19 protein-coding genes, 1 tRNA gene and 1 pseudogene are annotated in these 23,029 nt (G+C 70.3%); 9 read left to right on the top strand and 12 right to left on the bottom strand.

Annotated features, from left to right (window positions below):
• The first annotated feature begins 202 nt into the window (after window positions 1–202).
• From JCR33_RS01610 to JCR33_RS01600, 3 genes are all read left to right on the top strand, one after another.
• Window positions 203–2,185 carry a hypothetical protein gene (locus tag JCR33_RS01610; RefSeq protein ID WP_198880251.1) on the top strand — a complete coding sequence of 661 codons (1,983 nt, stop codon included), beginning with the start codon at window positions 203–205 and terminating at the stop codon, window positions 2,183–2,185.
• 113 nt (window positions 2,186–2,298) lie between these two features.
• A complete protein-coding gene (locus tag JCR33_RS01605) occupies window positions 2,299–3,294 on the top strand; it encodes an alpha/beta fold hydrolase (RefSeq protein ID WP_198880250.1) in 996 nt (331 codons plus the stop codon).
• An 87-nt stretch (window positions 3,295–3,381) separates the two neighbouring features.
• Window positions 3,382–3,714, top strand: coding sequence for a DUF1294 domain-containing protein (locus JCR33_RS01600; RefSeq protein WP_198880249.1), 333 nt, complete (start codon window positions 3,382–3,384; stop codon window positions 3,712–3,714).
• Window positions 3,715–3,913: 199 nt separating this feature from the next.
• Here the strand turns inward: JCR33_RS01600 and JCR33_RS01595 are convergent, their stop codons facing one another.
• Entirely contained in the window at window positions 3,914–4,567 is a 654-nt protein-coding gene (locus tag JCR33_RS01595) for a protein phosphatase CheZ (protein WP_198880248.1), read from the bottom strand.
• A gap of 186 nt (window positions 4,568–4,753) precedes the next feature.
• Between JCR33_RS01595 and JCR33_RS01590 the strand changes: the two genes are divergently transcribed.
• Both JCR33_RS01590 and JCR33_RS01585 read left to right on the top strand, forming a co-directional pair.
• Window positions 4,754–5,140, top strand: coding sequence for a response regulator (locus JCR33_RS01590; RefSeq protein WP_198880247.1), 387 nt, complete (start codon window positions 4,754–4,756; stop codon window positions 5,138–5,140).
• 289 nt (window positions 5,141–5,429) lie between these two features.
• A complete protein-coding gene (locus tag JCR33_RS01585; RefSeq protein WP_198880246.1) occupies window positions 5,430–6,254 on the top strand; it encodes a response regulator transcription factor in 825 nt (274 codons plus the stop codon).
• Between the two features lie 122 nt (window positions 6,255–6,376).
• On the opposite strand, the gene JCR33_RS01580 is transcribed toward JCR33_RS01585, so the two are convergent.
• The 5 genes from JCR33_RS01580 to JCR33_RS01560 all read right to left on the bottom strand — a co-directional run bounded on the left by JCR33_RS01580 (window position 6,377) and on the right by JCR33_RS01560 (window position 11,925).
• Entirely contained in the window at window positions 6,377–7,168 is a 792-nt protein-coding gene (locus tag JCR33_RS01580) for an ABC transporter permease (RefSeq protein ID WP_198880245.1), read from the bottom strand.
• 1 nt (window position 7,169) lies between these two features.
• On the bottom strand, window positions 7,170–8,168 hold the full coding sequence (locus JCR33_RS01575) for an ABC transporter permease (protein WP_332461093.1): 999 nt from the start codon (window positions 8,166–8,168) through the stop codon (window positions 7,170–7,172).
• A complete protein-coding gene (locus JCR33_RS01570) occupies window positions 8,165–9,763 on the bottom strand; it encodes an ABC transporter substrate-binding protein (RefSeq protein WP_198880244.1) in 1,599 nt (532 codons plus the stop codon). Before JCR33_RS01570 ends, JCR33_RS01575 begins: the two co-directional genes overlap by 4 nt.
• Before the next feature lie 143 nt (window positions 9,764–9,906).
• Window positions 9,907–11,136, bottom strand: coding sequence for an acyl-CoA dehydrogenase family protein (locus JCR33_RS01565; RefSeq protein WP_198880243.1), 1,230 nt, complete (start codon window positions 11,134–11,136; stop codon window positions 9,907–9,909).
• A 27-nt stretch (window positions 11,137–11,163) separates the two neighbouring features.
• Complete coding sequence (locus JCR33_RS01560) at window positions 11,164–11,925, bottom strand: SDR family NAD(P)-dependent oxidoreductase (RefSeq protein ID WP_198880242.1); 762 nt, start codon at window positions 11,923–11,925, stop codon at window positions 11,164–11,166.
• 303 nt (window positions 11,926–12,228) lie between these two features.
• On the opposite strand from JCR33_RS01560, the gene cobD reads away from it, so the two are divergent.
• Window positions 12,229–13,200: a threonine-phosphate decarboxylase CobD gene (gene cobD, locus JCR33_RS01555; RefSeq protein ID WP_332461092.1), complete on the top strand. Its 972-nt coding sequence runs from the start codon at window positions 12,229–12,231 to the stop codon at window positions 13,198–13,200.
• A gap of 3 nt (window positions 13,201–13,203) precedes the next feature.
• Window positions 13,204–14,133: an adenosylcobinamide-phosphate synthase CbiB gene (gene cbiB, locus JCR33_RS01550; RefSeq protein ID WP_198880240.1), complete on the top strand. Its 930-nt coding sequence runs from the start codon at window positions 13,204–13,206 to the stop codon at window positions 14,131–14,133.
• Here cbiB and JCR33_RS01545 read toward each other — a convergent pair.
• Window positions 14,097–15,584, bottom strand: coding sequence for a cobyric acid synthase (locus JCR33_RS01545; RefSeq protein ID WP_408628746.1), 1,488 nt, complete (start codon window positions 15,582–15,584; stop codon window positions 14,097–14,099). The two genes, cbiB and JCR33_RS01545, sit on opposite strands and share 37 nt — an antisense overlap.
• A gap of 112 nt (window positions 15,585–15,696) precedes the next feature.
• Between JCR33_RS01545 and JCR33_RS01540 the strand changes: the two genes are divergently transcribed.
• Entirely contained in the window at window positions 15,697–15,957 is a 261-nt protein-coding gene (locus tag JCR33_RS01540; protein WP_198880238.1) for a lipoprotein, read from the top strand.
• An 86-nt stretch (window positions 15,958–16,043) separates the two neighbouring features.
• Here JCR33_RS01540 and cobO read toward each other — a convergent pair whose 3' ends face one another.
• From cobO to cobU, 4 genes are read right to left on the bottom strand one after another with little or no spacing between them, the layout of a single operon-like run.
• Window positions 16,044–16,655, bottom strand: a complete 612-nt coding sequence (cobO, locus tag JCR33_RS01535) for a cob(I)yrinic acid a,c-diamide adenosyltransferase (RefSeq protein WP_198880237.1) — start codon at window positions 16,653–16,655, stop codon at window positions 16,044–16,046.
• A complete protein-coding gene (gene cobN, locus JCR33_RS01530) occupies window positions 16,652–20,272 on the bottom strand; it encodes a cobaltochelatase subunit CobN (RefSeq protein ID WP_198880236.1) in 3,621 nt (1,206 codons plus the stop codon). The genes cobO and cobN overlap by 4 nt, the downstream gene beginning before the upstream one ends.
• The gene (gene cobW, locus JCR33_RS01525) at window positions 20,272–21,276 is read right to left on the bottom strand and encodes a cobalamin biosynthesis protein CobW (protein WP_198880235.1); all 1,005 of its coding nucleotides are present in this window, start codon (window positions 21,274–21,276) and stop codon (window positions 20,272–20,274) included. The genes cobN and cobW overlap by 1 nt, the downstream gene beginning before the upstream one ends.
• Window positions 21,273–21,809, bottom strand: a complete 537-nt coding sequence (gene cobU / locus JCR33_RS01520; RefSeq protein ID WP_332461091.1) for a bifunctional adenosylcobinamide kinase/adenosylcobinamide-phosphate guanylyltransferase — start codon at window positions 21,807–21,809, stop codon at window positions 21,273–21,275. Before cobU ends, cobW begins: the two co-directional genes overlap by 4 nt.
• A gap of 66 nt (window positions 21,810–21,875) precedes the next feature.
• Here cobU and JCR33_RS01515 point away from each other — a divergent pair.
• A tRNA-Asn gene (locus tag JCR33_RS01515) sits at window positions 21,876–21,950 on the top strand.
• A gap of 209 nt (window positions 21,951–22,159) precedes the next feature.
• Here JCR33_RS01515 and JCR33_RS25610 read toward each other — a convergent pair.
• Window positions 22,160–22,504, bottom strand: a pseudogene (locus JCR33_RS25610) (tyrosine-type recombinase/integrase); the annotation flags it as partial.
• Between the last annotated feature and the right edge of the window lie 525 nt (window positions 22,505–23,029).

The following is a 23,029-nucleotide window of genomic DNA, read 5'->3' as shown; positions in this document are numbered from 1 at the left end:
CGCGGTGGACACGCGCTCGCCGCGCGCCATTTCCGCAGCTTGGTGTTCTCGCCATTCCATGCCAGAACGCCGAGCCACGACGACCGCTTGAACAAGGTGTAGACCGATGCGGCAACGAGTTTTTGCGTTTACTTTTTCTCTCGCGGCGCTCGGTGCGCCGACAGCATTTGCACAGGATAATCCCGCCCCCGCGTTCGACCCCGTGAGCGAGGTCAAGGAGTTTCTCACCGACGCCGCAGCGATGGGGGCGAGCTCCGCCACCGTCGGCAGCGTGACCGCCGACGGCGACACCGTCACCGTCACGAACTACCGCGTCGAATGGTCGGCCGATTTGGATGCCGGCAGCGACGATGTGACGTTCCGCGCGACGATCGACGTGCCCACCATCTCGCTGGAAGGCTTCGCCAGAGCCGACGGCCGCTACTCCTCCTCCCGCCTCACCATCCCGTCGATGGAGGCGAGCGCCGAGCTGAGCGGTGGCGCCAAGGAAACCGTCAGCGTGGACGCGAAGTTCACCGACTACACCGCCACGAACCCGAGCTGGGCGCCGCTGCCCACCATCGCAGACGATCCGCAGGCGCCCGTGTCGCGCTTCGCGCCGCTCGCCGAGTGGGCGCTCACCCAGTCCTTCGACGGGACGAGCCTTGCATCGAGCACCGTCACCGTCGTCGCCCCCGATCAGACGCAGACCACCGAGACCGGCCCGATCACCAGCGGTCCCCAGAAGGACGGCCTCCTCAGCTCAATGGAGTACGGCCCGACGACGACCCGCGGCACCACCATCATGCCCAAGGACCCGGGCGCCGACGACGCCTCCGGCGCGCCCGAAGCGATGCAGATGGAGTTCGTTCAGAACGCGCAGAAGGTGCGCATCACCAATTTCGACGTCCGCCCGCTCGTCGCCCTCCTCACCGGCAAGGGTGCGGACGGCAGCGTGGGCACGCTGCTCGAGAGCGCCGTCAGCGAGGGCTTCTCGATGTCGTTCGGCGATCTCGTCAACGTGAAGATCGGCCCCAACCGGCTCGAGAACGTCACGCTCGACCCGTCCGCCGGTCCGGTGCTCCAGAAGCTCGACACCTTCGTGGTGCCGGCGCTCCAAGGCGAAGAGCCGGACCCGCAGACATTCCTTCCCTTCGCCCTCGACCTCTATGGTGCGTTCGGCATCGGCACCTTCAGCGTGTCGGACGTGAAGGTCAGCGGTCCCGAGGGAGGCGACGCGGCCGCCGGCGTTCCGCCCTTCTCCGTCGGGCTCTCGCAGCTCATCGTGGAAGGCCTCTCCTCCGCCGGCCTCGACCGGTTCCTCATCGGCGGTCTCGAAGCCGACGTTCCGGGCGGCTCCGGCAAGCTCGGCAGCTTCGAGCTCGGCTCGCTGGTGTTTCCCGCGCGCGACGTCTTCATGGAGGCCGTCATGGCCAACATGATCGGCGTGCAGCCGGACCTTCAGACCACGCTCGGCGCGATCCCCTACCTCGGCAAGGTGAGCGTCGCGGGGCTGGAGGTGAACCAGGACGACGGCGAGACCTTCAAGGTCGACCTCTTCGAGACCTTGCTGAAGGACTACATCGCCCCGATCCCGACCGAGATCGCCATCACGCTCAAGGGCTTGGAGCTGCCGGTGTCGATGCTCGGCAATCCGCAGACGGCGATGGTGCTCACCGCGCTCAAGGCCGATCCCGTCAAGGCCGACGCGGAGATCACGTTGCGCTGGGACGAGGACACGCAGCGCGTCGAGCTCGACGAGAATGCGAGCGTCGGCGGCGTCGGCACGCTGCAGGCGGACGCGACGCTGTCGGGCATTCCCCGTCTGGTGTTCGAGAACCCGATGCGCGCCAACGAGGCAATCGCCACCGCCGCGGTCAACGGCATCAGCCTGAAGTTCAGCGACGACGGCATCACCTCCTTCCTGCTCGGCATGATCTCGCAGCAGGCCGGACTGGAGACCGCACAGTTCGTCGAAATGCTGAGCCAGCAGGCCGCCGCCCAGGTGAACGGGGTGACCGGCGATCAGAGCTTTGCCCAGCAGGTGTCGGACACGCTGCGCGCGTACCTGTCCGACCCCAAGTCGCTGAGCATTTCGGCCTCGCCCACCAATCCCGTGGCCGTCGCCCAGATCCTCGGCGCGGCGATGACGGCGCCGCAGGCACTCCCCGGCCTCATCAACTTCTCGATGAGCGCCAACGACTGATGCGATGCCGGCGGGGCCTTGTCCGCACAGGATCGGCCCCGCGGGCGGAACGATCCGCCTAACCTCCCGTTGATGGCGACGGAGGATCGGGAGGGGGCATGAGGGACGAGCGAATGGCTGAACCGCCGATCGAGACACCGGCCCGCTCCGAGGCGGGCTGGGGTCGGGCCGCCCTCATCTACGGCGGTGCCGCGCTCGTCGGCACCGCGCTTCTCGAGGCCCACCAACGCCGAACCGCGGAAACGGCGTTCCCGCCCGTCGGCCGCTTCGTGCGCATGGGGGGCAGCCGCCTCCACGTGCTCGACGTCGGGTCGGGGCCTCCGGTCCTTCTGATCCATGGTGTCGGCTCCTCGATCCTCGATTGGATCGCGAGCGGGCTCATCGATGCGCTCACCCCTCACGCGCGGGTGATCGCGATCGACCGGCCGGGATACGGCCACTCGGTGGGCTCGAGCCGCGTCACGTGGACGCCGCGGCGCCAGGCTTCGCTCTTCGCCGCGCTGCTGGAGCGGCTCGGCGTCCCCGAGGCGACCGTGGTCGGCCACTCGTTCGGCGTCCTGCCGGCGCTCCATATGGCGCTCTTCCGCCCGCCCGCGGCGCGCGCGCTGGTGCTCGTCGGCGGGGTCTTCTTTGCGGGATCCACCGTCGCCGGAGCGGGCGGCCTCCTCCCCTCCGTGCCGGGGGTGGGGCGGGTGCTGCGCTCGACCGTGATGCCGAGCCTCGCACGGGCGGCGATGCCGTCGCTGATCCGGCGGATGTTTGCGCCTGACGAGCCGACGGACGCCTTCAACGCGCTGTTTTCGCCATCGATGGCGTCCCGCCCGAGCCAGCTCCACGCGAGCCTCAGAGACATCGCGGCGATGGAGCCGGCGGTGGAGCAACTCTCCTCCCGCTATGGCGAGCTCGCCGTACCGACGACGCTGATCGCCGGGGAGAAGGACCAGATCTTCCCGACCGCGTCTCAGTCGGCCCGCCTCGCCGGCGCCTGCCCGCACGCGCGCTTCGTGCCGATCGCGGAGGCCGGTCACATGGTGCACCACACCGACACGGCGCGGGTCGCAGCGGCAATTCTCGACAGCCTGGGGAGCGGTGTGCCACAAGCGCGCTGATCGTCAGGTCCGCCACGGGCCGAGCGATCACCGCCCGCCGCGTCCCCTCGGACGCGATCGGGACGGGGCTGAGGTGAGGCCACGGGGATGTTCGAAGCCATCCCGCCGGCCATCGGGTGGCGGGGCGTCGTCGTGGGTCTTCTTGTGGCGCTCGCCACCTTCGTGCTGCTGATCAACGTTGCGAGTGTCGCGGTGTTCGTCGCCGACAAGCGGGCGGCCATCGCGGGGCGCCGGCGCGTTCCGGAGCGGGCGCTTCTGACGCTCGCCGCTCTCGGCGGGGCTCCGGCGATGGTGGCCGTCTCCCGTACGGTGCACCACAAGACGCGCAAGGAGCCGTTTCGCTCGCTGCTCCGGGCCATCCTCGCGCTGCAGATCCTGGCGCTTCTCGGTGCGAGCGCCTGGGGGCTCGGCCTCGTCTAGCCTCGAATGAGCCGCGGTCGGCGGATGATCCTGCGCGCGGAGCCCGGTGCGATGAACTCGCGCTGATCGATCCCTCCGCTGCTGTCGTCCCGATCGCGCATTCCGGGCGGATGACCGGGCCTCGCCCCGTCCTGAATGCGCTCGTGTGTGTCCCCCGACGGTCGGCCATCGGGGCGTGCGGAAGATCGCCGCCGCTCCGTCAGCCGAACAGCGCGTCCACGTCGTCCTGGCTGACCACCCCGTGATCGCTCTCGAGCGCCGGCCCGTTGAGGAGGTCGCGATCGGTCTTCTCCTTGCGCGGCTCCACCGGCATCGTGAGGTCCAGCGTCTTCCACACGTCCACCATCGAGCCGATGCGCTCCTCGATGAACTGCAGCGAATCCACCACCTTGGCGATGCGTTGACCGGTGATGTCCTGGAAGTTGCAGGCCTCGAAGATCTGCACCACGGCGTCCGCGATGGTCTGCGCCTTCTCCCGCCCGGGCCCGGGCGGGCCGCTCAGCGCCGGCTGGACCAGATTGTCGATGGTCTCGGCCGCGGCGAGGATGGTGTCGGTGGCGCTCTCGGTTCCGGTGACGACGGCCCGCAATTCGTCCGCAGCCCGGCTGTTGCCGGCGTCCGCCACGCCGTGGGCGTAGAGCGCGCCGATCTCGTTCTTCGTCACCTCGATGCGCTTCTGGATGTCGTCGACGCCGCTCCATAGGGCGATGGCGTTCTCCACGGGCTCGCTCTTGGTGGACTGGCCGCGGAGCGTGTGGAGCTCGCGCAGAATATGGTCCACCTGATGCGACATCGGCGAGCCGCCAGCCAGCCGCTTCGCCTCAGCAATCTCGACCCTGTATGGTCTGGGCATAGTTCGTCGGCTCCCCTCTACACACGGCGGCATGATACACGCATGAAGTGCGTTTACAATCTGGCTCGGCGTGTGTTCTCAGGTCGGAGCAAGGCTCACTGACAGGCTCAAGCAAGCGCTCTCGACTAAAACACTGGCTGAAAGAAAAACCGCCATACCCGATCCTACTCACTCGCGGAGCGCTCCATGTCTCTCGATCTCAAGATGCCCGTTCTGGTTGTCGACGACTACAAAACCATGATCCGCATCATCAAGAACCTGCTTCGGCAGATCGGCTTCGAAGACGTCGACGATGCGGCCGATGGCGGCGAGGCGTTTCAGAAGCTCAAGGAAAAGAAATACGGTCTCGTGATCTCCGATTGGAACATGGAACCGATGACGGGATACGAGCTGCTGAAGCAGGTCCGCGCCGATCCCGATCTCGCCGAGCTCCCCTTCATCATGGTGACGGCGGAGGCGAAGTCGGAGAACGTCGTGGCCGCGAAGAAAGCCGGCGTGAACAACTACATCGTGAAACCCTTCAATGCGCAGACGCTGAAGGGCAAAATCGAGTCGGTGTTCCAGCCGGCCTGACCACCTTCCGTCGGGACGGGACCTATCGGCGCAGCACCAGCGGCTCTGTGCACGTCCATTCTCCATGCGAGGGCACGCAACGCACCCCCTGCATGGCTCACGAATCATCTAATAGGCGAATTTTCGCCCGCTGGTTGCAATATATGGTTGCAATTGGATTAAGGTCCGTCCATGCTCGTCTCGTTCGACAGACCAGGCCCCCTCGATCCGATCAGGAGATGGCGAGAACGCTCATTCCATGCCTGCGATCGAGCCGAGCGCCCGCGCCACAATCGAAAGGTAACGCACCGTGTACATCGTCATCGATTCTCGAGATGTCGTCGCCAACGGCTACAAGTCCGGGTTTGACCGCGAAGGTCTCGCGTGCACCACGTTCGCCGGTCACGACTTCGTCGATTGGCTCCAGTCGCTGTCCGACAGCGACATCAACGCCGTCCAAGCCATCATCGTCGGCGAGACGGAGGATCGGCTCGGAATCCCGGCCCTCATCCGCCCGCGCGGCAAGACCCCCATCATCGCCCTCAAGGAAGAGCGCGGCCTCGACGAGACGCTGTCTCTCTTCAACGTCGGGGTCGACGATGTGGTAAAGAAGCCCGCGCCGGTGCGCGAACTCGTCGCCCGCGCCCACGCCATCTGGCGCCGCTCCAACGACGCGCGCGAGCAGGCCGACTTCGGCCGCCTCACCGTCTACTTCGATTCCCGCGACCCCACCGTCGACGGCGAGCCGCTGGAGCTGCCCCGCCGCGAACGCCAGATCCTGGAATATCTCGTCAAACACAGGCGCCGGCGGATCACGAAGACGCAGCTCTTCAACGCCATCTACGGCCTCTTCAACGAGAACGTCGACGAGACGGTGATCGAAGGTCACATCAGCAAGCTGCGCAAGAAGCTGCGCCAGCGCCTCGGCTACGACGTGATCGACGCCAAGCGCTTCGCCGGCTACGCTTTCATCTGCGAGCGTCAGCCGTGCGAGATCGCGCCTCCGGCCGAACAGCGCCGCGACGACGATCGGAGCGAGAAGGCGGACGTCCCCAATCTCTCGCTCGTCGCCTCCTCGAGCTCCCACGGCCTCGGTGGCCGTCACAGCAGTCGCCCGTTCCAGCGCGACGTTTGATCCTGCCGCGCCACGGCGCGACCAGACCCCGGCGCACCGGCATGAGGCCCGAGCGCGCCCAGCGCGGACCACGCCCGTCCACACCGCACACCGCGTTTTGAGACGATTGCCAGCGGAGACGGCTATGACGGCCGCTGCCGCGTGGCAAATCGATCGCCCAGCAGGCTGATACCGAGCACCGTCACCGCGATCGCCATTCCCGGCAGCAGCGCGACCGCCGGCGCCGTCCGCATCAGCGTCCGCCCGTTGGCGACCATCGCCCCCCAGCTGAACACGTTGGGATCGCCGAGGCCGAGGAACGACAGCGCGCTCTCCACCAGGATCGCCTCCCCGACCGTGACCCCGAACAACGCCGCGACCGGCACCAGCGCCCCCGGCATCACCACGGTGAGCGCGATCGAGAGCGGCCGTAGCCCCGCCATCCGCGCCGCATCGACATATTCGAGAGTGCGCAACCGGAGGACCTCGCCGCGCACGAGCCGTGCCGACAGCGGCCACGACGCGATCGCGATCGCCACGACGATGGTGGTGAGCGAGGCTCCCATCACGCCGCAGAGGGCGAGCGCCAGCAAGAAGGTCGGCACCGTCTGAAACGCCTCGGTGACGCGCATCGCGACGGCGTCCGCGAAACCGCCGAGAAAGCCCGCCGCAAGCCCGACGGCGGTGCCGAGGCCGAGCGTCGCGAGCGCCGCCGCCACCCCCACGAGCAGCGAGATCCGCGCGCCGTGCACCACCCCCGCCAACACGTCGCGCCCGAACTGGTCGGTGCCGAAGAGGTGGCCGGGCGAGAAGAGCGGCAGCATCGGCCGCGCCACCATCGCCGCCGGATCGCCCGGGGCGATCTGCGAGGCGAACACCGCCACGAGCACCACCAGGCATACGAGGCCCCCTCCGATCAGCGAGGCGACGCGCATCTCAGCCCCTTCCCGCCGCCCCGGCGAGCCGCACGCGCGGGTCGATCACCCCGTAGAGAATGTCGACCAGGGCGTTGACCGCGACGACGAGCACCGCGCCCGACAGCACCACCCCGGCGAGAAGCAGCGTGTCGCGCTGGGCGACCGCCATCGCCGCGAGGCTACCGTAGCCCGGCACCGCGAACACCGTCTCCACCACCACCGAGCCGCCGAGCATCGCGCTGCCTTGCACGCCGATGAGGGTGACGATGGGCATCAGCGCCGGCCGCAGCTCGTGCCGCAGCAGAAGACGGCGGCCGCCGAGCCCCTTGGCCCGCGCCGTGCGCACCATGTCGGCCCCCGCCATCTCGATCATCGCCGCCCGCGTGACGCGCACGTAGAGGGCGAGATAGGTGAGCGCCAGCGTACTCACCGGCAACACCAGGTGGCGCACCATGTCGAGTGCCGGCGACCCCTCGGCGCGCCCGATCGTGCCGATCCCCCCGACCGGCAGCCACCGCAGCATCACCGCGAACACCAGGAGCCCGACGAGGGCGACCAAAAAACCCGGCGTCGCGTTGAGCACCAGCGCCACCGTGATCACCAGCGTGTCCACCACCCCGCCCGGCCGGCGCGAGGCGACGATGCCGAGGATCGTGCCCACCACCGAGGTGATCAGCAGGGCGCTTCCCATCAGGATCAGCGTGATCGGCAAGCGCTCGGCGAGCACCTGCGTCACCGGTCGCCCGAACGCCACCGACGTGCCGAGATCGAGGCGGACGAGACGGCCGAGATAGGTGAAGAGGCGGTCCGGCACTGTGCCGGCGAGGCCGAAGCTCTGCCGCAGCGTCTCGGCATAGCCGGCATCGCCGCCCCCGGTCTGCGCGAGGTAGGCGTCCACCGCGTCGCCCTTCGCCACCTCGAGCAGCGCGAACACCGCCACCGCCACGATGAGGAGAACGACGACGCGCTGTCCGAGAGCAGCGCCGATGCGGGCCGCGGCCTCTGCCGCCCCCCTCACGCGTCGAGCCAGACGTCCGCCCAGCCCGAGGTCGCCCAACGCGGGTTGTTGGCGACGTTCTGCACCCGCTCGCGCGCCACCGTGGTGAAGGTGAACTCCACCAGCGGCAACAGCGGTAGCTCGTCGGCCGCGAGGCGCTGCATGTCGGCATAGATCGCGACGCGGGCGGCCGGGTCCACCTCGCTCGCCCCCGCGGCGATGAGCTCGTTCATCTCGGCGCTGTCGTAGCCGTACTGGTTGGCGAACGGCACGCCCGGCGGCAAGCCGCCCTGATAGAGCACCGTGGTGGAGATCGCCGGGTCGTTGCGCCACACCGGCGTGCCGATCGCGAGATCGAAGTCGTGATCGGTGTAGACCGCCTTGATGTGCCCGCCCGGATCGGCGCTCACGAGCTCCACGGCGATGCCGACCCGCTGCAGCGCCTGCTTCACGTAGTCGCCGGCGGCGCGGCTCTCGTTGAACCAGGGCGCCGGCCGCAGGCTCACGCTGAAGCGCGTCCCGTCGCTCCCCCGCGGATAGCCCGCCTCGTCGAGCAGCGCCTCGGCGGCGGCGGGATCGAAGTCGTAGAGGGTGACGTCGTCGGTATAGAAGGCCTCAGCGCTCGCCGGCACCAGCCCCGTCGCCGCCCGCGCGTAGCCGAGGAAGATCACGTCGACGATGAAGTTGCGGTCGATGGCGTGGGCGATCGCCTTGCGCACGTCCACGTTGGCGAGGATCGGGTTGCGGTGGTTGATCTCCACCGTGAGGTCGTAGGTGATGCCCTCGTAGCCGCCCGGGATCACCGTCACCCCGTCGGTCGCCTCGAGCCGGGCGAGGTCGGTCAGCGGCACGGCGGAGAAGGCGGTGAGATCGATCTCCCCCGTCTCGATCGCGGCGGACTTGGCGCTCGCGTCGGGCAGCACGCGGTAGACGATCTCGTCGAGATAGGGCTTGCCCTCCTCCCAATAGTCTTCGTTGCGCACGAGGCGGTAGAACTCGCCCGGCTTGTGCTCGGCGAACTTGAAGGGGCCCGTGCCGATTGGTTCGAGGTTCGCCGGGTTCTCGGCGATGTCGCCATCCGCGTAGACGTGCTTGGGCAGCACCGACGTCAGCGCCGGAAGGGCGTTCTCGATGAGCTGGCCCGGCGTCGGCACGGCGAAGCGCAGGATCGCGGTGTGGTCGTCCGGGGTGTCGACGGTTTCGAGATCCTTGAACACCACGCGGCCGAGATTTTGCAGCGGCTTCCAGACCTCCATCGCCGAGAAGGCGACGTCGGCGGCGGTGAAGGGCTCGCCGTCGTGCCACGTCACCCCCTCGCGCAGGTGGATGGTGAAGGAGAGGCCGTCGTCGGAGGCGTCCCAGCTCCTCGCGAGCAGCGGGCGCAGGCCCGTCTGATAGTCCATCTCGGCGAGTGGCTCGACCACCTTGGAGGCGACGTAGAAGACGCCGTTGGAGGCGACGATCGCCGGGTTGAGGCTTCGCGGCTCGGTGTCGGCGGCGACGACGAGCGTGCCCCCCTTGGTCTGGGCGAACGCCGCCGGCACGCGCAGCCACGAGGGGAGCGCCACGGCGGCGGTGGAGGCGAGAAGCGTGCGGCGGCTGAGAGCGAACGTCATGTTCCATCATCCATGATGTCGGCGGCAGGCGGAATAGCGGCCGTCGGCGCGATGGTTGAGCCGCATCGGCACGCTGTCAATTCTCGCCCGCGGCATTTTGGAGAGGAGCCGATATGCGCCCGCCGCCGGGCTGCGCCGGAGGCTCAGCCGCCACCCTGCCGGCGCGCGCCCGCCGCCTTCAGCTCGGCGCGCGCGATGCCGCGCAGGTGCACCTCGTCCGGCCCGTCGATGAAGCGCAGCGCTCGGCCCCAGGTCCACAGGCCCGCGAGCGGCGTGTCGTCGGTGAGGCCCATGGCGCCGAACACCTGCATCGCCCGGTCGATCACCCGCGTCTGGAGCTGCGCCGCCGCCACCTTGATGGCCGACACCTCGGTGCGGGCCGCCTTGTTGCCCTTGGTGTCCATGGTCCAGGCGGCGTGGAGGTTGAGGAGGCGCGCTTGATCGATCTCGATGCGCGACATCGCGATCCAGTCCTGGAGGTTGGCGTAGTCGGCGAGCGGGCGGCCGAAGGTGGAGCGCGACAGGGCCCGCTCGCACATCAGCTCCAGCGCCAGCTCGCACTGGCCGATGGTGCGCATGCAGTGGTGGATGCGCCCCGGCCCGAGCCGCGCCTGGGCGATTGCGAACCCCGCCCCCGCCTCGCCGAGGATGTTCGAGGCGGGCACCCGCACGTCGTCGAAGCGCACCTCGCAGTGCCCCTCCACGGCGAAGTGCTGCATGATCGGCAAATTGCGCACCACGGTGAGACCCGGCGCGTCCGCCGGCACGATGACGAAGCTGTGCCGCTCGTGGCGCGGCGCCTCCGGCTCGGTGTTCGAGATGCCCATCACCAGCGTGAAGGCGAACTTCGGATGCAGCGCGCCGGTGGTGAACCACTTGCGCCCGTTGATCACGTAGTCGTCGCCGTCGCGCACGATGGTGGTCTCGAGGTTCGTCGGGTCCGAGGAGGCGACGTCCGGCTCGGTGATCGACACGCCGGAGCGGATCGCCCCGTTCAGCAGCGGCATCAGCCACCGCTCGCGCTGCTCCGGCGTCGCGAAGAGGTGCAGGATCTCCATGTTGCCGGTATCGGGGGCGTTGCAGTTGAACACCTCCGGCGCCCACGGCAGCCGGCCCATAATCTCGGCGAGCGGCGCATATTCGACGTTGGTGAGACGCGTTCCGGGCTCGTCGTCCTTGAGGCCGGGGAGGAAGAGGTTCCATAGCCCCTCCGCCTTCGCCTTCTCCTTGAGTCCGTCCACGAGCGCTTCGGGAAAGACGCCGCGGGCGGCGCTCTCGTGCCAGGCGGCATCGGCGGGCGCCACGTGCTCGGCCATGAAGGCGGAGAGGCGCGCGCGCATCGCCTCCACCTTGGGGCTGTGAGAGAAGTCCATGGAGTTTCCTTCTTGTTCTTGCCACCCTCAGAGGGAGGACACGAGGTGACCACCGTCGACGGTGATGACGCTGCCGGTCATGTAGCTCGACGCACTGCTGGCGAGGAGGAGAAGCGGCGCATCGAGCTCCTCCACCTCGCCGAGGCGCCGCTGAGGGATGCGCTTGACGATCGCGGCACCCGCATCGGTGGCGAAGAAGTCGCGGTTGATGTCGGTGAGGATGTAGCCCGGGGCGAGCGCGTTGACGCGGATGCCGTAGCGCGCCCATTCGAGCGCCAGCGACTTGGTGAGCTGCACGAGCCCGGCCTTCGCCGCCGCATAGTGGGCGAGCGCTCCGGCGACGCGAAAGCCGAGGATCGAGGCGATGTTGACGATGCTGCCGCCGGACTGGGCCGCCCGCATCCGCCGCGCCGCCTCCCGCGCCACGGTGAAGCAGCCCGTGAGGTTGGTGTCGACGACGCGGGCCCAGTCCGCGTCGTCGAGGTCGATCGCCGCGCCGGTGGTGGTGACGCCGGCGTTGTTGATGACGACGGTCGGCACGCCGAACGCCTCGGTCGCCGCGTCGAAGCCGGCGACGACGGAGGCGGGATCGGTCACGTCGAGCGCGACGGCCGCGGCGGTCCCGCCGTCGTCGGCGATCTCGGCGCAGAGCTCGTCGAGCCGGTCGCGGCGGCGTGCCGCAACGACCACGTCGGCCCCGGCATCGGCAAGGGTGCGGGCGAAGTGGGCGCCGAGCCCGCTCGACGCGCCGGTGACGAGCGCGACCTGTCCGGCGAGGGAAAGCTCCATGGTTCGTCCTCTTGTCGGCCGGGACCGGCGAATGATCCCTGCGCCAAGGATTTAGCCGCCGCCGGGGCGATCGGAAAACCCCACCCGCCGACCTATTCGACCGAACGTTCCGGCCGGCCGCAGGCCGAGGGTGGTGCCGATCGCGGCGATCGTCCGCCCCCCCTCTGCGATCGGGCGCGGATTTGCTATGGGTTCGACGAGCAGCCCCCCGAAGACCCGCGGCGGACGTCGTCCACCGCCGGTCGCCCGCCCCGAACGACGACGAGACGCGATGCCTCTCCCCAGAATGCGATGGTGCGCCCCGTGAGCGTCTCCCACGGCGGCGATCTCGCCGAGGCGCGCCACCTGGCGGGCGGCAAGGCAGTGCTCGACCTCTCCACCGGTATCAATCCGCACGCCTATCCCGCGACCGTCCCGCTCGATGCCATGACCGGGCTGCCGCAGTCCGAGATGCTCGCCGGCTGCCTCGCGGCGGCACGCGAGGCCTATCGGGTTCCGGCCTCCGCCGCGATCGCGGCGGCGCCGGGCACCCAGGCGATCCTCCAGTGGCTGCCGCGCCTCTTTTCGGCGCGCCGCGTCGCCGTCGTGGGGCCGACCTACGGCGAGCACGCCGCCACCTGGCGCCGGTGCGCGGAGGTGGTCGAGGTGCCCGATCTCGCCGCAGCCGAGGGCGCCGACGTCGCCGTCGTGGTGACCCCCAACAATCCCGACGGGCGGCGCACGCCCGCCGCCGAGATCGCCGCCTTCGCCGCGGCGACGGGGGCGCGGGTGATCGTCGACGAGGCCTTCGGCGATCTCGATCCCGCCGCCACCGCCGCGGGCCGGCCGGGAACGCTCGTCCTCAAGAGCTTCGGCAAGTTCTACGGCCTCGCCGGCCTGCGCCTCGGCTTCGCGATCGGCGATGCCGCCGACATCGCCACCCTCGCCGACGCGCTCGGCCCCTGGGCCGTCAGCGGGCCAGCCCTCGCCGTCGGCCGCGCCGCCCTCGCCGACGCGGCATGGGCCGCCGCGATGCGCCGGCGTCTCGCCGAGGAGCGCATCGCCCTCGACGGCGCCCTCGCCGCCGCCGGCCTCGCCGTCGTCGGCGGCACCGACCTCTTCCGCCTCGTCGAGACGGATCAGGCCGCGGCCTGGCACCATCGCCTCGCCGAGCGGGGCATCTGGACCCGCCGCTTCACCGAGGCGCCGGACCGGCTGCGCTTCGGCCTGCCCGGCGCGGCATTGCCGCGGCTCGCCCAAAGCCTCCTCGCAACGCGCGCCGCGCTCGGGGTCTGACGGATGGCGCTCGTCGTCCTCGCCATCCTGATCGACGCGATCGTCGGCGATCCGCCCACCCTCTGGCAGCGCGTCGGCCACCCGGTGACCTGGTTCGGCAAGGCGATCGACGCGCTCGACCTGCGGCTCAACCGGGGAGCGGCGCGGCGGCAGAAGGGCGTCCTCGCCATCGCCGCCCTCGCCCTCGGCTTCGGTTTTCTCGCCGCCGTCGTCGCCGGCGCGCTGGCGCTTCTGCCCGGCCCGGTCGGCCTCCTCGTCGAGGCGGCGCTCGCCTCAAGCCTCATCGCTCACCGCAGCCTGCACCAGCACGTCGCCGCCGTCGCCGACGCCCCAACGCTCGCCGAGGCGCGGCGCCGCGTCGCGATGATCGTCGGCCGCGACACGGCGAGCCTCGAGGAGGCGGGCATCGCCCGCGCCAGCATCGAGACGCTGAGCGAGAGCCTCTCCGACGGGGTCGTCGCGCCGCTCTTCTGGCTCGCGGTCGCGGGGCTGCCGGGGCTCGTCGTCTACAAGGTGGTGAACACCGCCGATTCCATGATCGGCCATCGCACGCCCCGCCATGAGGCCTTCGGCGCGGCCGCCGCCCGGCTCGACGATCTGATGAACCTCGTGCCCGCCCGCCTCACGGCCGCCTTGGTGATCCTCGCGCGACCCGCGCTGCGCCACCGCTTCGCCGCCATCAAGGCGGATGCGGACCGGCACGTTTCGCCCAACGCCGGCTGGCCCGAGGCGGCCTTCGCCCACGCGCTCGGCGTCTCGCTCGGCGGCCCACGCACCTATGCTGGGCGCCTCGTCGACGGGGTCCGCCTCAACGCCGGGGGACGCGCCCCGGACCGGAGCGACGTGCGGGCGGGCCTCGCCCTCTCGCGCCAGGTGGGGCTGATCGAGGCGGGGCTCTACGCCCTCCTCGCGCTCGCCGCCGCCCTCGCCTGAGCGACGCGCCACAGCGCCTCGACGTCGAGCGAGGCCTCGAGGTGATCGGCGAGGCCGTCGAGCGCCGCGTCGACCCGCGCCTCGTAGGCGAGCGAGGCCGCCACGCCGAAGCCGCCGAGAAAGGCCGCGCGGAACGCGTCCGAGCCGAAGAGGCCGTGGAGATAGAGTCCACACACCCGGCCGTCGGGCGACGTGGCGCCGTCGACGCCCTCTTCGAGCCGCACCGCCGGGCGGGCGCAGTCCGGCCCGGCGGTGCGCCCCATGTGGATCCGGTAACCCTCGACCGGCGCCCCCTCCGCCCCCGCCAGCAGCGACGTGCCGCGGGTCTGGCGCGTGGTCTTCGGCGCCGACAGCACCGTCTCGACGTCGAGAAGGCCGAGGCCGGTCATCTCCCCCGGCGGCCCTTCGAGCCCGTCGGGATCGGCAATGGTGCGGCCGAGCGTCTGGTAGCCGCCGCAGAGACCCAGGATCCGGCCGCCGCGCCGCAGGTGCGCCCGCAAGTCGATGTCCCACCCCGCCGCCTTCAGCGCCCGCGTGTCGGCGATGGTCGACTTCGAGCCCGGCAGGAGCACGAGGTCGGCGTCGGCCGGCAGCGGGTCGGCGAGGTCGGCGAGCACGAAGTCGACCTCCGGCTCGAGGCGCAGCGGGTCCGCGTCGTCGAAATTCGCGATGTGCGGGGTGCGCGGCATCACCACCTTGAGCGCGCCGTGGGCGGAACCCGAGGCGAGGCCCAGCGTGTCCTCGGCCGGAAGCGCCGCGGCCTCGGCGAAATGCGGCACCACGCCGAACGAGGGCCAACGGGTCCGCGCCTCGATGGCGGCGACCCCGTCGTCGAACAGCGACACGTCGCCGCGAAAGCGATTGACGATGAAGCCCGCGACCATCGCCCGGTCGGCGGCGGGGAGCACCATGTGGGTGCCGACGAGGTTGGCGATCACCCCGCCCCGGCCAATATCGGCGACGAGCACCGCCGGAACCCCCGCCGCGACGGCGAAGCCCATGTTGGCGATATCGCCGTCGCGAAGATTGATCTCGGCCGGGCTCCCCGCCCCCTCCGCGATCAGGAGATCGGCGTCCCGGCCCAGAATCGTGAAGCTCTCCAGTACCTGCGGCAGGAGACGTCCCTTCATGGCGCCGTAGTCGCGCGCCCGCGCGCTCGCGACGGCGCGGCCCTGCACCACGATCTGCGCCCCGGTTTCCGACTGTGGCTTCAGAAGCACAGGGTTCATGTGAACGCTCGGCACCGCCCCCGCGGCGCGCGCCTGCAGCATCTGCGCCCGGCCGATCTCGCCCCCGTCCGGCGTCGCCGCGGCGTTGTTCGACATATTCTGCGGCTTGAAGGGGCGAATCCGCAGGCCACGCCGGGCGAACAGCCGGCAAAGACCGGCGACGATCAGCGACTTGCCGACGTCCGACCCGGTGCCCTGAATCATGATCGCGGGGACGGTCAAACGATTTCCCATGCCGAGAGGTGGATTTTCCTTCATCTGCCGTTAAGCCGGCTGGCAAGATGAGGAATTGTCGGCCGACCTCATGTCTGCGGGCCGGCTAAGGGGGTGTATCATGAAAAAGATCATTCTGGCGTTGAGCCTCGTGACGGCGCTGGCGGCATGCAACTCGACCAACCAGCAGGACCGTGCACTCGTCGGCGGCGCGCTCGGCGCGGCGACCGGCGCGACCATCGCCGCGGTGGCCGGTGCCGATGCGGGCGGCGCGCTCGCGGGTGCGGCGGTCGGCGCGGTCGGCGGTGCGGTTCTCGGCGCGGCGACCACGCCGTCCTCGCGCTGCGTCAACCAATACGGCGAGCCGGTTCCCTGCCCCTGATCCCAGCGCCACGCTGAGGCCCGCAGCGGCTCGACCATCGCGACACCGGGCGCTTCGGCGCTCGGTGCTCACCTCTCGCATATTGCCTAAAACTCGATCCCGGCCTGCGGCTTCACGCCGGAGCGGAACGGGTGCTTCACCATCGTCATCTCGGTCACGAGGTCGGCGATCTCGATCAGCTCGTCCTTGGCGTTGCGGCCGGTGACGATCACGTGCACGTCCTCGGGCTTCTCGTCCCGGAGGAAGGCGACCACCTCCTCGAGCGGCAGATAGTCGTAGCGCAGCACGATGTTGAGCTCGTCGAGGAGCACCATCTTGTAGGTGCCGGAGGCGATCATCTCCTTGGCGGCGTCCCAGGCGGCCCGGGCGGCGGCGATGTCGCGCTGCCGGTCCTGGGTCTCCCAGGTGAAGCCCTCGCCCATGCGCTTCACCGTCACCTGATCGGCGAAGCGGTCGAGCACCGCCTTCTCGCCCGTCTCGATCCGACCCTTGATGAACTGCACCACGGCGACCTTCATGCCGTGACCGACGGCGCGCATCACCATGCCGAAGGCGGCAGTGGACTTGCCCTTCCCCTTGCCGGTGTGGACGATCAGGAGGCCCTTCTCGATGGTCTTGGTGGCGAGGATCTTGTCCCGCGCCTCCTTCTTCTTGCGCATCTTCTCCGCGTGGCGGACGTCGAGATCGGACTCGCTCATCGGATGTCCTCGGCTAGCAGCGCCTCGAGGCGCTGGTGAACGCTGTTCTTCTTCGGTGACCATAACCCCCGGCGGATCGCTTCAGCGAATCGGGCGGCGATCTCGCTCAGCGCCGGCCGGTTGGCCTCGGCGATGAAGGCGGCCACCGTCTCGTCGTCGAGATAGGCGTCGTAGAGCTGGTCGAAATGGTGGCTCTCCACCGCGTTGGTGGTGGCCGCGAAGGCGAAGAGATAGTCGACGGTCGCGGCGATCTCGAAGGCGCCCTTGTAGCCGTGGCGCATGACGCCCTGAAGCCACTTGGGGTTCGCCGCCCGGCCGCGGACCACGCGGGCGATCTCCTCGCCCAGCGTGCGGGCGACGGGGCGCTCGGCCCGACTGGTGTCGACGTGAAGGCTGACGGGCGCCCGCCCCGATGCGGCCTCCACCGCCGCCGCGAGCCCGCCCTCGAACTGGTAGTAGTCGTCGCTGTCGAGGAGGTCGTGCTCGCGATTGTCCTGCGCCTGCACCACGGCGTCGATACCGGCGAGGCGGGTGCGCAAGGCGTGCTCCGCCGTCTCGCCCGCGCGGCCCTTGCCGTAGCCGTAGCGGCCCCAGGCGACGAACGCCTCGGCGAGATCCGTCCGCCCCTCCCAGGCCCCGGTGTCGATCAGCGCCTGGAGGCCCGCGCCATAGGCCCCCGGCATCGCTCCGAACACGGAGATGTCGCCCCCCTCACCCGCCTCGCGGAAGCGCTTTGCGACGGGGTTCTGGTCGTCCGGCTCGTCGAGGGCGGCGACGGCGCGGGCGGCGGCGTCGAAGAGGGCGATCTGCTCGGGAAAGGCGTCGCGGAAGAAGCCGGAGACGCGCAGCGTCACGTCGACCCGCGGGCGGCCGAGATCGCCGAGGGAGCGCACGGAAAAGCCCGTCAGGCGGGCGCCGTCCCACACGGGTTCGGCGCCGACGAGGGCGAGCGCCTGGGCGATGTCGTCGCCGCCGGTGCGCATGTTGGCCGTGCCCCAGCAGGTGAGGACGATGGAGCGCGGCCAGTCGCCCTCCTCCATCACGTAGCGCTCCACCACCCGCTCCGCCGCGAGCGTACCGATCTGCCAGGCGGCGCGGGTCGGGATGCCGCGAATGTCGACGGCGTAGAAGTTGCGGCCCGTGGGCAGGATGTCCGGCCGGCCGCGGGTCGGCGCGCCGGAGGGACCGGGCAGCGTGTAGCGCCCGGCGAGCGCGCCGAGAACGGCGGCGATCTCCCGTTCGCCCGAAACGTCGAGCGCGGCGGCGATCGGAGCGAGAGCGTCGAGCACGGTGCGCGCCGCCGGGCCCGCCTCCGCCTCGCCGTCGAGGAGGGCGGCGGCGAAGTCCTCCACCCGCTCCACCGTGTCGGCGGCGGTGCGCCACGGGCTCGCGAGGCGGTCGAGGGCGGCCGGGCGAGGCCCCTCCCAGGGGGCGACGCCGGCGTCGAGCGGATCGAAGTCGAGCCCGAAGTCGGCGGCGATGGCCCGCATCAGCGAGGCGTCGCCGGGACCCGCCCCGCGCGGCGCCCGGGCGATGGCGAGCACGAGATCGCGCCGCTGCCGCCCCGTCGGGCTTTCACCGAGGATGTGCAGACCGTCGCGGATCTGCATCTCCTTGAGATCGCAGATGTGTGCGTCGAGAGCGGCGATCGCCGCATCCCGATCGCCGCCGAGATCGAGCGCGAGGTCCGCGGCGAAGCCCCCGCGCTCCGCGATCTCGATGATGTCGCCGGCGAGGCGATCGGCGCGGCGAGGGTCGAGCGCCCGGGCGCCGGCATATTCGTCGATCAGCGTCTCGAGCTCCAGCGAGGCGCCGTGGCTTTCCGCCCGGGTCATCGCCGGAGTCAGATGGTCGACGATGACCCCCTGCGCCCGCCGCTTCGCCTGCGTCCCCTCGCCCGGATCGTTGACGATGAAGGGATAGACGTGCGGCGTCGGCCCGAAGGCGATCTCCGGCCAGCACGTCTCGGAGAGGGCGACGCCCTTGCCGGGCAGCCACTCCATGTTGCCGTGCTTGCCCACGTGCACCACCGCGTGGGCGCCGAACGTCTCGCGCAGATAGAGGTAGAAGGCGAGATAGGCGTGCGTCGGCACCAGCGCGGGGTCGTGGTAGGTCGCCTTGGGGTCGCGCTCGTAGGCCCGCGTCGGCTGCACCGCCACCACGAGGTTGCCGAAGCGATGGGCCGGGATCATGAAGCCCTCGCCCGTCGCGGAGGGATCGTCCTCCGAGGCGCCCCACTCGGCGAGCACCGCCCGCTGCGCCTCGGCCGGCAGCGCCGCGAAGAAGGCGCGATAGTCGGCGATCGACACTCGCTCCGGCGGCGCGTCGCGGCCGGCGAGAAGGTGCGCCATCAGCTCCGCCGAGGTGCGCGGCGCCGCTGCGACGTCGAGCCCCGCCGCGCCGAGGGCGGCGATGATGTTCGCCGTCGCCGCCGGCGTGTCGAGGCCGACGCCGTTGGCGATCCGCCCGTCCTTGCCCGGATAGTTGGCGACAACGAGGGCGACCCGCTTCTCGGCGAACGGCGTCGCCACCAGCGTGGCGTGCGCGGCGGCGAGGCAGGCGACGAAGCGCGTGCGCCCCGGCTCGGCGACGAAGTCCACCGGGAAGGCCCCGGTCAGGGCGTCGCGCTCGCCACGCGTCTTGAAGGCGAAGGCGCGGGAGAGGACGCGCCCGTCGAACTCCGGCGTGACGACGCTCATCGCGAGGTCGCGCACCGCGAGGCCGGCACTCGTTTCCCGCCACACCTCCACGCTCGCCGACGCCTGCACCGCTTCGAGCACCACGCGGCGGCGATCGTCGAGCGCCGTCCCCGCCCCGCCCGCCGAGAAGGCCATCGTCGTGAGGACGACGCCCGCCCCCGCCTCGTCGAGGAGATGCCGCACGACGCGGTCGGCCACCTCGTCCTTGAGGCTCGCCGCGAAGATCGGCACCGGGGCGAGGCCTTCGGCGGCGAGCGCCTCGACGAGGGCGTCGATGCCGCCCACCTGCCCGTCCATCAGGTGCGAGCGGTAGAAGACGAGGCCGACGGCGGGGCCGTCGGGCATCATCGCGGCGAGCTCGGAGAGGTCCTTCAGCATCCGCCCGCGAGCGTAGAGGCCGGCCGCGGGAACCGACGTCGCCGTCGGCGGCATCGGCGCGTCCGTCACGAGGGCGCGCAGCGTCGCGAGCGCCCGGTCGCGGTTCTCCGGCCCCCCCTCGCGGCAGTAGGCGTGGAAGCGGCGGGCGACCTCGACGGGCGCCGTGCCGCGGGCGGCGAGAGCCTCGTCGAAATCCGCTTCGCCCGGCACCACGATCAGCCGCGCCCCGGTGGCGAAGGCCACCCGCCGCAGCGTCTCGATGCCGTAGGCGAAATAGCCCTCGCCGCCGAGCACGCGCACCGCGATCACCTCGGCATGGCGCAGCGTCTTGTCGGCGAGCATGTCGACCGACATCGGGTGGCTCAGCGCGGCGAGGCTCGCAAGCCGCACCTCCGGCCCCGCCGTCCGCCCCGCAGCATGGGCGAACGCGGTGATCTCCCCGTCGGCGGCCGACAGGATGACGATGGGGGCGGGAGCGAGGTCGAGGTCAACGGCCTCGTCGTCGTCGATGCGCTGGGCTTCGGCGGCGAGAAGATGCATCAGGCGGCTTTCAATTCTCCGAGCGGGGCGAGCACGGCCTCGTTCATGGGGCTGGTACCGATCACGACGAGACCCGTCGCCACCATGCCGGGTCGGCCGAACCAGGTCTCGACGCGCGGCCCCACCGCCTGCACGAAGAGCGGCGCCGGCCGGTCGGCGAGCGCCACGCTGCCCTTCACCCGCAAAATGGTGGGATCGGCGGCGAGCGCGGCGATCACCGCCTCTGCCGCGGCCTTGCTGGCGAAGCGGGCGGACAGCACGCGGCTGTCGAAATCGTCGTGCTCGTGGTCGACGTCGTGGCTATGGTGGCCGTCGCGGGCCGCGGGATCGGCCTCCGCCGCCGCGCCGATGCCGAACACCTGCGGCGCCGCCCCCGAGACCATTGCCACCCCCTCGCGGATCTCCGCCGCGACGAGCGCCCTCACCCGCGCCACATCCTCCGCCGCGACGCCGTCGACCTTCGACAGCACCACCAGATCGGCGGCCTTCAATTGATCCTCGAACAGCTCCTCGAGCGGGCTGTGATGGTCGAGATTGTCGTCGGCCCGGCGCTCGGCCTCCACCGCCGCCGGATCGTGGGCGAAGCGGCCGGCGGCGACGGCCGGCACGTCCACGAGGGTCACCACCGCGTCGACGGTCACGCGCGGCTTCACGCTCGGCCAGGCGAAGGCGGCGATGAGGGGCTGCGGCAGGGCGAGCCCCGACGTCTCGATGACGATCCTCTCCGGTCGGTCCGCGCGCTCGAGCAACGTCTCGAGCGCCGGCACGAAGTCGTCGGCGACGGTGCAGCAGAGGCAGCCGTTGGTGAGCTCCACCACGTCGTCGGCGCAGTCGGGATCGAGGCAGGAGGCGAGCATCTCGCCGTCGAAGCCGAGATCGCCGAACTCGTTGACGATGAGACCAATGCGCATCCCCTTCGCCTGCTCGATCAACCCTTTGATCAGCGTCGTCTTGCCGGCGCCGAGGAAGCCCGTGACGACGGTGACGGGAACGCGCTCGCTCATAGGGTCGGCTCCGGGTGGGGATTGGGCTTCACGACAAGCGGATAGCCCGCGACCATCTTCACGACCGTGTCGGCGGCGCGGGCAAGGCGCTGGTTTAACATACCCTGCCGATCACGAAAGGCGCGGCCGAGCGGCGTCGCCGGCACGATGCCCTCGCCCACCTCGTTGGCGACGGCGATCACCGGAGCCCGCCGGGCGTCGAGGGCGGCGACGACTGATTGGGTCGCACCGTCGATGTCGTGCTCGTCGAGCATCAGATTGGTGAGCCACAGGGTGAGGCAATCGATGAGCAGGATGTCGCGCGCGGTTCGAATCGCCTCGTCGAGCGCGTGAGTCACCTCGAGCGTCACCCACTCGGGCGGGCGGCGGGCCTGGTGCGCGGCGATCCTCGCGGCCATTTCGGCATCGCGGGCGGGGCCGGCGGTGGCGAGGTAGGTGACGGGTCGGCCACCCGCCCGGGCAAGGCGCTCGGCGTAGCCAGACTTGCCCGAGCGTGCACCGCCGAGGACGAGGATGAAGGGTTGCTCACTCACAAGCTGCGATCCGCTGTTGCACGTCGGCCAGAGCGTTGCTATATCGCCGCAACGCCACGGCGTCATTCCCCGGTAGCTCAGTGGTAGAGCAACCGGCTGTTAACCGGTTGGTCGCTGGTTCGAATCCGGCCCGGGGAGCCATCTTCATAGGAAAAGTCCTTTCCTGACTTCGGGTTAGTGACTTCGGCTGTCCCACCTTCGCCGTCCAAAGCTTCGGGTGGGACAGTCTCTTCCTTGCGGGTCGCCCCGCTCTCTTCCAGCCTCGCCATTGCTGACGCCGCCAGAAGCCTCTTGTTCGCGGCCCGCGTATAGACCGCGACATGCTCGAGCTTCGTGTGGCCTGTGACGGCCGCGATTTCGTGCTCGGTGCATCCCAGCTCGGCGAGGCGGGCCGACGTTGCCTTGCGCAGCCCGTGAGCACTGCAATGCTTCAGGCCGGCCGCATCGCACCAGCGACGGAAGCGCATCCCGAACGACTTGTCCGTGAACGGCGTGCCGAGCTCGGACACGACGAAAGTACCGGCCCCGGTCCGGGTCGCAGCGATGCTCCTCGCCAGTGGAGGCAGCACGGGCACTTCCCAGTGGACGGGCTTCCGGTTCCGCCCCTTGTGCTGCACCTTCACGAACCAGCCATCGCGAACGTGCTCCGGCCCCAGGCGAATCGCATCGGAGCGCCGCGCCGCCGTGTAGAGCATCAGGTCGAAGGCCAGGCGCGCCATCGTCCCAACCGGATGGCGGGCTTCGTACTGGCGCACCTCTTCCAGCGTCCAGGAATGGAAGCCATCCGTGACGACAGGGATCAACGCCACCTCGGCGGCCGGATTGCTGGCGACAAGGTCCTCTTCGAGCGCCCAGCGGAAGAGACCCCGCAGGATCTTCACCAGGTGATTCGCGCTGTTCGGCCGCGCCGCGCTCCGATCGCGCAGGCGCCGCACGATCCGTGGCGTCATCGCGGCAAATGGTAGGTCGCAGAATTCGAGATTGAGCCGCCGCAGGATGCCTCGCCGCGCAACCTGGGTCTTCTCATCCAGCGAAAGCCAGGCCGGCGATTCCTGGTAGCGGTCGACCAGCCATTCGAAGCTGGTGCTGTTCTTTCGCGGCAATGACGCCGGCTTTGCGGGGAAGCGTCCCACCAGCGCATCGCCATAGGCCTTGAGAAAGGCATCGGACCCTTCGGGGCCTGGCAGGCGCACTTTCAGCTGGCCGGGGCGCCGGAAGTA

This window comes from Acuticoccus mangrovi (assembly GCF_016411865.1).
GTDB classification, from domain to species: domain Bacteria; phylum Pseudomonadota; class Alphaproteobacteria; order Rhizobiales; family Amorphaceae; genus Acuticoccus; species Acuticoccus mangrovi.
The sequence above is the reverse complement of the archived record's forward strand: the minus strand, read 5'-3'. Positions and strand labels throughout refer to the sequence as shown.

Coding starts and splice junctions, on each gene's coding strand:
- JCR33_RS01595 (WP_198880248.1), bottom strand. CDS start 4,567: ATGCCCAGACCATACAGGGTCGAGATTGCTGAGGCGAAGCGGCTGGCT.
- JCR33_RS01540 (WP_198880238.1), top strand. CDS start 15,697: ATGAAAAAGATCATTCTGGCGTTGAGCCTCGTGACGGCGCTGGCGGCA.
- JCR33_RS01600 (WP_198880249.1), top strand. CDS start 3,382: ATGTTCGAAGCCATCCCGCCGGCCATCGGGTGGCGGGGCGTCGTCGTG.
- cobN (WP_198880236.1), bottom strand. CDS start 20,272: ATGCATCTTCTCGCCGCCGAAGCCCAGCGCATCGACGACGACGAGGCC.
- cobO (WP_198880237.1), bottom strand. CDS start 16,655: ATGAGCGAGTCCGATCTCGACGTCCGCCACGCGGAGAAGATGCGCAAG.
- cbiB (WP_198880240.1), top strand. CDS start 13,204: ATGGCGCTCGTCGTCCTCGCCATCCTGATCGACGCGATCGTCGGCGAT.
- JCR33_RS01570 (WP_198880244.1), bottom strand. CDS start 9,763: ATGACGTTCGCTCTCAGCCGCCGCACGCTTCTCGCCTCCACCGCCGCC.
- JCR33_RS01565 (WP_198880243.1), bottom strand. CDS start 11,136: ATGGACTTCTCTCACAGCCCCAAGGTGGAGGCGATGCGCGCGCGCCTC.
- cobW (WP_198880235.1), bottom strand. CDS start 21,276: ATGAGCGAGCGCGTTCCCGTCACCGTCGTCACGGGCTTCCTCGGCGCC.
- JCR33_RS01560 (WP_198880242.1), bottom strand. CDS start 11,925: ATGGAGCTTTCCCTCGCCGGACAGGTCGCGCTCGTCACCGGCGCGTCG.
- JCR33_RS01580 (WP_198880245.1), bottom strand. CDS start 7,168: ATGCGCGTCGCCTCGCTGATCGGAGGGGGCCTCGTATGCCTGGTGGTG.
- JCR33_RS01605 (WP_198880250.1), top strand. CDS start 2,299: ATGGCTGAACCGCCGATCGAGACACCGGCCCGCTCCGAGGCGGGCTGG.
- JCR33_RS01590 (WP_198880247.1), top strand. CDS start 4,754: ATGTCTCTCGATCTCAAGATGCCCGTTCTGGTTGTCGACGACTACAAA.